The sequence below is a fragment of the Azospirillum sp. UFLA03-27 genome (assembly GCF_059803775.1).
In genome coordinates this window covers 1-8715 of record NZ_JAUQTX010000268.1, presented here as the reverse complement: position 1 = coordinate 8715, position 8715 = coordinate 1, and the positions used below count along the sequence as shown (strand labels likewise).

The window sequence follows — 8715 nt, the reverse complement described above, 5'->3', positions numbered from 1 at the left end:
ACGATCTGCCCCCTGCCCTGCCCGCCCCTCACGCCGTTCCGGAGGCGGAAACAGTGCGCAGGCCCGTTTCCCTGCGCATTGCGGGGTTGGCCGCCGTGGTGCTGATCGCCGTCGGGCTGGCCGGCTTGCTGGTCGGACGAAACCTCGCCACCACCATCGACATGGAAGAGGCCCTGGCGCTCGGTCCGCATCCGATCGCGGCCAGCGCGGAGCCGATGGGGAACGAGCCGGCGCCGCTCCAGTCGACGATGCTGTCGGCGGCCCCACCCGTGGCGGTCGATCCATCGATGCCCCTCGTCGTCGGCCCCTTCCGCACCACCGGCCAGTCGGCGGAGGACGGCGCGCTCGCTGCCATGCTGACCGACGAGATTGCCAGCAGCCTCGCCAATCGCACCGATCTTCCGGTGCGGATTGCCCCGCCGCCGACCGCCACCCTGCCCCGTCAAGGATTTCGCCTGTCCGGAAGCCTTCAGGGGCACGACGACGCGGTGCGTCTGGTCGTGCACTTGACCGACCTCGCCACCGGGACGGTGCTGTGGTCCAGCAGCCTGGACCGACCGGCCGGGCCCGAGGGCGCGCCCACCCCACAAGCCTTGGCGGCCGACATCGTCGAGCCGCTGACCGCCGCGCAGGGTCCGCTGCTGCCGGTTGCCACCGCGCGTCTGCGCACCAAACCGACCACCAGCCTGTCGCCGCGCGAGTGCGCCTTCCTCGCCACCGGTCGCCATGAAATTCCGCCCACCGAGCGAACCGCCCTGAGCGGTTGCCTGACCTCGGCCGCCAGCGCGCCGACGACCAACGCCAGCGAGGCCGCCCGGCTGTGGTCGGCGCTATCCCTTCTGCAGTCCGACGCGTATCGGACAGAACGGAACGACGACGCCCTCAACGATGCCCTGGCGGCCGCCCTGCGCGCCACCGAACTGGAGCCGACCTCGCTGCGCCCGTTGACAGCGCTCTACACCGCCTATTGCCTGCGCGGACAATACGCTTCCTGCTTCGCCGCCGGCCAGCGCGCCTTGCGGGCTTCTCCTGGAAACGCCCATGTGCTCGGCGACCTCGGCCTCTGGCATGTCGAAGCCGGCCAGCCCGCGAAGGGCCTGCCCCTGCTGGAGCAGGCGATGGAGCGCGACCCGGCGCAGCAGGAACGGCTTCTGCCCGCCTACAGCCTCGCCCTGCAGCGCCATGGACATCCGGACAGCACGAAGCTGGAGTTCGAGGTGACCACCGCCGCCCCGGCCCAGGCCGCCCTGGCCGTCGCCTTCGTGCAGATGGGCCGCATGGACGAGGCCAAGGCCGCAGCGACGCGGGCCTTGGCGGCGGACCCCGATTTCGCCCGCCGCGCCGCGCGGGAGCAGCGCATCCAGCCCCTGCCCCCGACGCTGGACGCGGCCATCCGCAGCAGCTATGCCATGGTCGGATTGGCCGCGCCCGCGGGCGAGAGCGTCACACGGTAGCTCTCTCATACCCAGTTGCTCTCATACGACGTCGTATGATGAAACCGACGACGCTTCCGGCACGTCAGCCCGTGCCCGGCTGGACGGACCCTTCATCCTCTTCCGCCCGCCGCCGCAGCTCGTCGGACGTGGTTCCGGCGGGAACGGCGTCCTGGAGCGTCCCATCGCCGGGCGTCTTGGTCTTGTCCTCCAACGGGGAGTCCCTCCCCGCCTCGGCCCCCGCCTGGGAAGGGCTGTCGGGTGTCTTCTCTTCAGCCATGACGAACCTCCGCTTTGTTGTGGTTCCAGCGAACAACGCCCGTGGTGCCGGTGGGGTCCCCGTCACGGCCGGGGTGCGCTGTCCGGAGAGTCGTCCGTGCCCGGCGCCTTATCCTTTTTGGTCTCGGCGCCCGGCCCTTCGATGTTCTGGAAGCCCATCTTCTCCTCGTCGATGGAGGGGTCGGCGCGGGTGTTCTTGATGTCGAGCGGCTCGTCGCGCTGGTCGCCGTAACGCTTGTCGGTGCTCATGATCCACTCCTGTCCATGGGGAAGGGCTTGCGTCTCAGCCCTTCCCAACAGGGTGCCGGGACGCCTGTTGCAGCCCCTCTTTCCTATGGCCCCTTGCCGACGGCGGCCCGGCTGCACACATCACGGCGTCATAATCGCGTATAAAGTTGACCCCGACGGTCAGGCAATCCTTGACCGCGCCGCGGCACTTCCGTAGGGACTCGCGCGGTGGACCATGCCGGACATTGCCGGTATGAAACCGGCACCCGATCATCAAGCACCCAGCCCCGGCAGCGCTCCTCGCGCACCGGCGGCCCGAACGGAGAGCGTCATGCTCAACGAAGCCACGCCCACCGTCGCCGTTCCGGCGGCGCGGGACATCTTCTCCCTCCCCCGGCACCGGACGGAGGCCCGGCGGCCGGCGCCCTTCCTGCCGATGACGCGGGCGGAGATGGACCGGCTGGGCTGGGATTCCTGCGACATCGTGGTGGTGACGGGCGACGCCTATGTGGACCATCCCAGCTTCGGCATGGCGATCATCGGGCGGCTGCTGGAGGCGCAGGGCTTCCGCGTCGGCATCATCGCCCAGCCGGACTGGAGCAGCGCGGAGCCGTTCAAGGCGCTGGGCAAGCCGAACCTGTTCTTCGGGGTGACCGGCGGCAACATGGACTCGATGGTGAACCACTACACCTCGGACCGCCGCCTGCGCCACAACGACAGCTACACCCCCAACGACGAGGGCGGCAAGCGGCCCGACCGCGCGGTGATTGTCTACAGCCAGCGCTGCCGCGAGGCCTACAAGGACGTGCCGATCGTGCTGGGCGGCATCGAGGCGAGCCTCCGCCGCATCGCCCAGTACGACCATTGGAGCGAGAAGGTGCGCCGCTCCGTCCTCGTGGACTCCAAGGCGGACATCCTGTGCTACGGCAACGCGGAGCGCGCGATCATCGACGTCGCCCACCGCATCGCTGCCGGGGAGAAGGCGCGGGAGATCGACGACATCCGCGGCACCTCCATCGTCCGCAGCCGCGTGCCGGACGGCTGGACCGTCATCGACAGCAGCAGCATCGACGAGCTGACTCCCGCCGCCCCGCGCGCAGCCGGGGCCGACCGCACGGTGGTCCGCCTGCCCTCCTTCGAGCAGGTCAGCGCCGACAAGGTGCTCTACGCCCACGCCTCGCGCGTCCTGCACCAGGAGAGCAACCCCGGCAACGCCCGCGCGCTGGTGCAGCGGCATGGCGACCGCGAGGTCTGGCTGACCACGCCGCCGATCCCGCTGACCACGGCGGAGATGGACGGGGTCTACGGCCTGCCCTACGCCCGCGCGCCCCACCCGTCCTACGGCGACGCGCGCATCCCGGCCTGGGAGATGATCCGCTTCTCGGTGAACATCATGCGCGGCTGCTTCGGCGGCTGCTCCTTCTGCTCGATCACCGAGCATGAGGGGCGCATCATCCAGAGCCGGTCGGAGGAGTCGATCCTCAAGGAGGTCGAGGAGATCCGCGACAAGGTGAAGGGCTTCACCGGCGTCATCTCCGACATGGGCGGGCCGACCGCCAACATGTACCGCATGGCCTGTAAGGACCCGGAGATCGAGAAGGTCTGCCGCCGTCCATCCTGCGTCTTCCCGGACATCTGCAAGAACCTGAACACCGACCACAGCGACCTGATCCAGCTCTACCGCAAGGCGCGCGCCATCCCCGGCGTGAAGAAGATCAACATCGCCTCGGGTCTGCGCTACGACCTCGCCGTCCGCAGCCCGGAGTACGTGAAAGAGCTGGTGACCCACCATGTCGGCGGTTACCTGAAGATCGCGCCGGAGCACACCGAGCCCGGCCCGCTGTCCAAGATGATGAAGCCGGGCATCGGCACCTACGACCGCTTCAAGGAGATGTTCGAGAAGGCGGCCAAGGCGGCGGGGAAGAAGCTCTACCTGATCCCCTACTTCATCGCCGCCCACCCCGGCACCAGCGACGAGGACATGATGAACCTCGCTTTGTGGCTGAAGCGGAACGGTTTCAAGGCCGATCAGGTGCAGACCTATCTACCCTCCCCCATGGCGCTCGCCACGGCGATGTACCACAGCGACCGCAACCCGCTGCGCCCGATCCGCCGCGAGGGATCGGAAACGGTGTTCTCGGCCAAGGGGCTGAAGCAGCGCCGCCTGCACAAGGCCTTCCTGCGCTACCACGACCCGGAGAACTGGCCGGTGCTGCGCGACGCGCTGAAGGCGATGGGCCGCAGCGACCTGATCGGGCCGGGCGAGCACCAGCTCGTTCCGGCCTGGCAGACGACGGGGGGCGTGGGCAAAGCGGAGAAGCCGAAGCCGGGCAAGACCTTCTACACCCAGCAGGCCGGCAAGGGCCGCCGGACGCCGGCCAAGGCCGGCAAGCCGACGGGAAGGGCAAGGTAGCCCTCGCCCCTCCCGGAAGAGGGAGAGGACCCGTGCCGTAGGCGTGGGGAGGGTGAGGGGGATGCGCGTGTCGGTGTGTTCGGCAAATGCACACCCCCCTCACCCTCCCCAGGGGGAGAGGGGATGGAGGCTCAGCAGCCGTTGAGCGCCTTGATCCGTTCGATCAGGGCCAGCCCGTCGCGCTCGGCCAGCGCGACGTCGGCGGCGCCATCGCAGGCGCGGCCGCTCACATGGACATAGTGGTAGCGCACGCGCACGGCGGCCCGGCCGATGGGCTCCGCGGCCAGCAGGCGGATGGGAACGCTCATGTTGCCGTAGAAGCGGTTCATGGACGCGATGTCGTAGGCCCCGCTGCCCCGCTTCTCGGGAACGACGTAGGTGTTGGCCCGCGCGGCGTCGGCCTGCCCCAAGGCGTCATAGAAGGCGCGCACCGCCGCGACCCCGTCGGTCGGTCGGGGGCGCGGCGTGGGCGGATGGATTTGGGCCGGGTCAGCGCTCGGGGCCGCCTGCGGGATGGGCGCAGGGGTGGCCGCGGGCTGACCCGGCCAGACCACCGCGGCCGCCGGAGACGGCTGCGGTGGAACGGGGATCGGCAGGGGAGGAGATGGCTCCACCGCCGGAGAAGGACTGGGCTGCGGCACGAGCCGCAGGGGACCCTGGGTGGCCGTTTGGGGGGCCGTCTGCGCCACGGCGGCACCGGCCAGCAGGCACGAGCCCACCGCCGCCGCGAGCCCCAGACGCCTCACACGGTTGCCCATCGCACTCTCCTGTCGAAAAGCGTCAAATCCATAGCAAATCCCCGCCTCCCGGAGGATTGTCCGGAACGGTCCTCTGGCTTGCATTCCGGCGGGGCGGGCTCTAGCGTGACCGGCATGACCGATGCACAGACCATCCCGATCCGCCGGCTCGCCGCCCCGCAGGCCGTTCTTCTGGAACAACCGAGGCACGGCGTCCCGCAAACCAGCGAGATGCTGTTCGGTGAAACATGTACGCCGCTCGACCGCGACGGCGACTGGGTGAAGGTGGAAAACCGCACCGACGGGCATGTCGGCTGGCTGCCCCCCGGCACGGACCTGAGGGAACCGGTCTCCCCGACCCACCGCGTGTCCGGACGCGTGGCGAACCTGCACCCGGCGCCCTCCCACAAGGCGGTTCCCGTGGCGGCGCTGAGCTTCGGCAGCCTCGTCACGGTGGCGGAGCAAGCCGACGCCCAGGGTCCAGGGGGCTGGGTCCGGCTGGACAACGGGCTGTGGACGTTCGGCAAGCAGCTGGAGCCGGTGGCCGTGCCGCTGAACCGCGTCCCGGTGGAGACGGCGCTGCGCTTCCTGGAGACACCCTATGTCTGGGGCGGGCGGAGCGCCTTCGGCATCGACTGCTCCGGCCTCGTTCAGGTGGCGCTGGGGACGGCGGGGATCGTCACCCACCACAGCAGCGGGATGCAGCGCAACGACGACCGGCTGGGGCCGATGCTGTCCCAAGATGGATTTGGGCCGGGCGGGCAGGGGATCGATTACCGCCGGGGCGACATCGTTTTCTTCCCCGGCCATGTCGGCATCATGCTGGACGGTGCCACGCTGCTGCACGCCACCGTCTTCACCATGTCAGTCGTGACCGAGCCCCTGGCCGACGTGGCCGCCCGCGCAGAGGGCATCACCGGCGTGCGCCGACCGGTCCTCTAGCGCCCAGCCGATCAGAAGCAGCGTCGGCCCGTCGCCCGCCGCCACGCCCCGCTCGGCCATGGCGCCCAGCGTCGTGCGGTGGTGGCGCTCGTCGGGGCGGCAGCCGTTCTCCACCGCCAGCACCGGCGTGTCGGAGGGCAGCCCGCCCGCGGTCAGGCCACGCCCGACGCGGCAAGCGGCCTCGCGGCCCATGTAGATCGCCAGCGTGCCCTTGGGGTCGGCCAGCCGCGCCCAGTCCGGCTCGGTCGCGTCGCCCTCGCGCGCGTGGGCGGTGACGAAGGTGACGGCGCGCGACACGCCGCGCTTGGTCAGCGACAGCCCGGCGCTGGACGCGCAGCCGAGCGCCGCGGTGATTCCGGGGATCACCGACACGCTGATTCCGACACGCTCCAGATGCTCGATCTCCTCGCCGGCCCGGCCAAAGATCATCGGGTCGCCGCCCTTCAGCCGGACGGTGCGCCGCCCGGTGCAGGCCTGTGTCGCAATCAGATCGTTGATGGCCTCCTGCGAGTGGGAATGCTTGCCCGACCGCTTGCCGACGCAGATCAGTTCCGCACCCGGCTGCGCCAGGGCGAGGATGCCCGGCCCGACGAGGTGGTCGTAGAGGATCACTTCGGCCTGCGCGATGGCGCGCGCCGCCGCGACGGTCAGCAGGTCGGGATCCCCCGGCCCGGCGCCGACCAGCGTGACGTGCGGGGTCCGCGTGCCCGCCTGCGGAATGGCGCGGGCGACGCGGCGGGCCGTGCTCGGGCGCAGCGCCGAGCCCAGCGCAGCGCGCAGGGCGACGATGAAGTTGATACGCTTGCCCCCGGTCGGAGAGAGAAGGCCGTCAAGCCACATGGCAGCGCTGGGCATCGGCAAGGATCTCCTTGAGTTCGGGGATGCAGGAGCCGCAGTTGGTCCCGGCCCGCAGGGCCGTTCCGACCTCCTGGACCGTGGTCAGGCGTTGGCTTTGGATGGCGGCGATCAGGCGGTTGACGCCGACGCCGAAGCAGGAACACACCGTCCGCCCCTCGTCCGCCGTGGGAACCGGCGACCGGCCGGAGAGCAGGGCGCGGCGGGCGGCACCGTCCAACGCCCCCGCCGACAGCAGGTCGACCAGCCAAGCGCGGCTTGGGAGCCCGCCGGCCGTGGACAGGAACAGGCAGGCCTCCAGCCGGTCGTGGGTCACCCAGGCGCGGCGCAGCACGCCGCGGGCCGCGTCGCTGTAATCAACCGTCGCCCCGGCGAAGCCGAACGCGAGCGTCTCCGGAGCGGGCAGGGCGCCCTCGCCGGCCAGCTCGATCAGGTGGCCGCCAGGGACGGCGCGGCGTGACCAGTAGCCGCCATGGGCAGGCTCCACAGGCTCGCGGGCAATCAGGAAGCCGGTCCAGGCGGCGGCGTAGGGGACGACCGTCACCGGCATCCGCTTCAGGTCCGGCTGGCCCGACACGGGGTCCACGGCCAGATCGTCCACCAGCCGCCCGACGACGCAGGAGGCCGTGAAGCGGTCGGTCCAGTGCATGGGCAGGAAGGCTTCCCCCACCCGCTGCGCCTCGGTCACGCGCAGCCGGGCCAGCGCCGTGCCGACGGGGGTTGAGAGGCTGACCAGGGCGCCGTCGGTTAGGCCGCGCGCCGCCGCGTCCTGCGGGTGGAGGTCCAGACAGGCTTCCGGCGCGTGGGCGGAGAGGCGCGGCGACAGGCCGGTGCGCGTCATGGTGTGCCACTGGTCGCGCAGGCGGCCGGTGTTCAACATCAGCGAACCCGGCTCGGCGAAACGGGGCAGGGGGCGGGAGGTAACGGGGACGAAGCGCGCGCGCCCGTCGTCGGTGAAGAAGCGCCCGTCGGTGCAGAGACGGCGCGTCGGATCCTCGCCGACCCGCCGCGGCCAGGGGGCGGGAGCGAGCGTTTCAAATTCAGCGTCGGACAGCCCGGCAAGACCGCCGATGTCGAAGGCGCGCGTGCCGTCGTTCTCGAAGGCGGAGAGGGCGGCGTGCTCGCGGAAGACGTCGGCGGGCGTCTCGTAGGGGAAGGCGGCGGCATGGCCCAGGACGCGGGCGACCTGGGTGACGATCCACCAGTCGGGCCGCGCCTCGCCCGCCGGGGGACGGAAGGACCGCTGGCGGGAGATCGTCCGGTCGGAGTTGGTGACGGTGCCGTCCTTCTCGCTCCAGCCCGCGGCGGGCAGGCGGATGTGGGCCAGCCGCGCCGTGTCGGTGTCGGCGATGCAGTCGGAGACGATGACCGTCTCGCAGTTTGCCAGCGCGCGGCGGACGCGGGCGGCGTCGGGCATGCTGACCGCCGGGTTGGTCGCCATAACCCAGACGGCGCGGACCGTGCCCTCCTCCACCGCGCGGAACAGATCCACCGCCTTCAGGCCGGGCTTGTCCGCCACCTGCGGGGTGTTCCAGAAGCGGCGCAGCCGGTCCACCGATTCCGGCTCGAACCCCATATGGGCGGCGAGCTGGTTGGCGAGGCCGCCGACCTCACGCCCGCCCATGGCGTTGGGCTGGCCGGTGACCGAGAAGGGTCCCATCCCCGGCGCGCCGATCCGCCCGGTCAGGAAATGGACGTTCAGGATGGCGTTGACCGTGTCCGTCCCCTGCGAGGACTGGTTCACCCCCTGGGAGTAAATGGTGACGGTGCGGCGGACCGTTGCGACTCTGTCTCTTATACACATCTGACGCTGCCGACGATTATACGC

General features: G+C 70.8%; 8 protein-coding genes. 3 read left to right on the top strand and 5 right to left on the bottom strand.

From position 1 onward, the window contains the following. The coding region (locus Q4I23_RS27435; RefSeq protein WP_498528311.1) for a hypothetical protein at positions 1-1454 on the top strand (1454 nt) is incomplete at its 5' end. Between the two features lie 64 nt (positions 1455-1518). Here the strand turns inward: Q4I23_RS27435 and Q4I23_RS27430 are convergent. After that, positions 1519-1713 carry a hypothetical protein gene (locus Q4I23_RS27430; RefSeq protein WP_454017312.1) on the bottom strand — a complete coding sequence of 65 codons (195 nt, stop codon included), beginning with the start codon at positions 1711-1713 and terminating at the stop codon, positions 1519-1521. Between the two features lie 62 nt (positions 1714-1775). Beyond that, positions 1776-1961, bottom strand: coding sequence for a hypothetical protein (locus Q4I23_RS27425; protein ID WP_498528310.1), 186 nt, complete (start codon positions 1959-1961; stop codon positions 1776-1778). Between the two features lie 310 nt (positions 1962-2271). Between Q4I23_RS27425 and Q4I23_RS27420 the strand changes: the two genes are divergently transcribed. Beyond that, entirely contained in the window at positions 2272-4353 is a 2082-nt protein-coding gene (locus tag Q4I23_RS27420) for a YgiQ family radical SAM protein (RefSeq protein ID WP_498528309.1), read from the top strand. Between the two features lie 131 nt (positions 4354-4484). Here Q4I23_RS27420 and Q4I23_RS27415 read toward each other — a convergent pair whose 3' ends face one another. Further along, a complete protein-coding gene (locus tag Q4I23_RS27415) occupies positions 4485-5111 on the bottom strand; it encodes a hypothetical protein (protein WP_498528308.1) in 627 nt (208 codons plus the stop codon). Between the two features lie 114 nt (positions 5112-5225). On the opposite strand from Q4I23_RS27415, the gene Q4I23_RS27410 reads away from it, so the two are divergent. Further along, the gene (locus tag Q4I23_RS27410; protein ID WP_498528307.1) at positions 5226-6032 is read left to right on the top strand and encodes a C40 family peptidase; all 807 of its coding nucleotides are present in this window, start codon (positions 5226-5228) and stop codon (positions 6030-6032) included. Here the strand turns inward: Q4I23_RS27410 and cobA are convergent. Both cobA and Q4I23_RS27400 read right to left on the bottom strand, forming a co-directional pair. Further along, the gene (gene cobA / locus Q4I23_RS27405; RefSeq protein WP_498528306.1) at positions 5955-6887 is read right to left on the bottom strand and encodes a uroporphyrinogen-III C-methyltransferase; all 933 of its coding nucleotides are present in this window, start codon (positions 6885-6887) and stop codon (positions 5955-5957) included. The two genes, Q4I23_RS27410 and cobA, sit on opposite strands and share 78 nt — an antisense overlap. Beyond that, positions 6862-8715 (bottom strand): molybdopterin-dependent oxidoreductase (locus tag Q4I23_RS27400; RefSeq protein ID WP_498528305.1); only part of this gene is annotated, 1854 nt, incomplete at its 5' end. The genes Q4I23_RS27400 and cobA, both read right to left, overlap by 26 nt.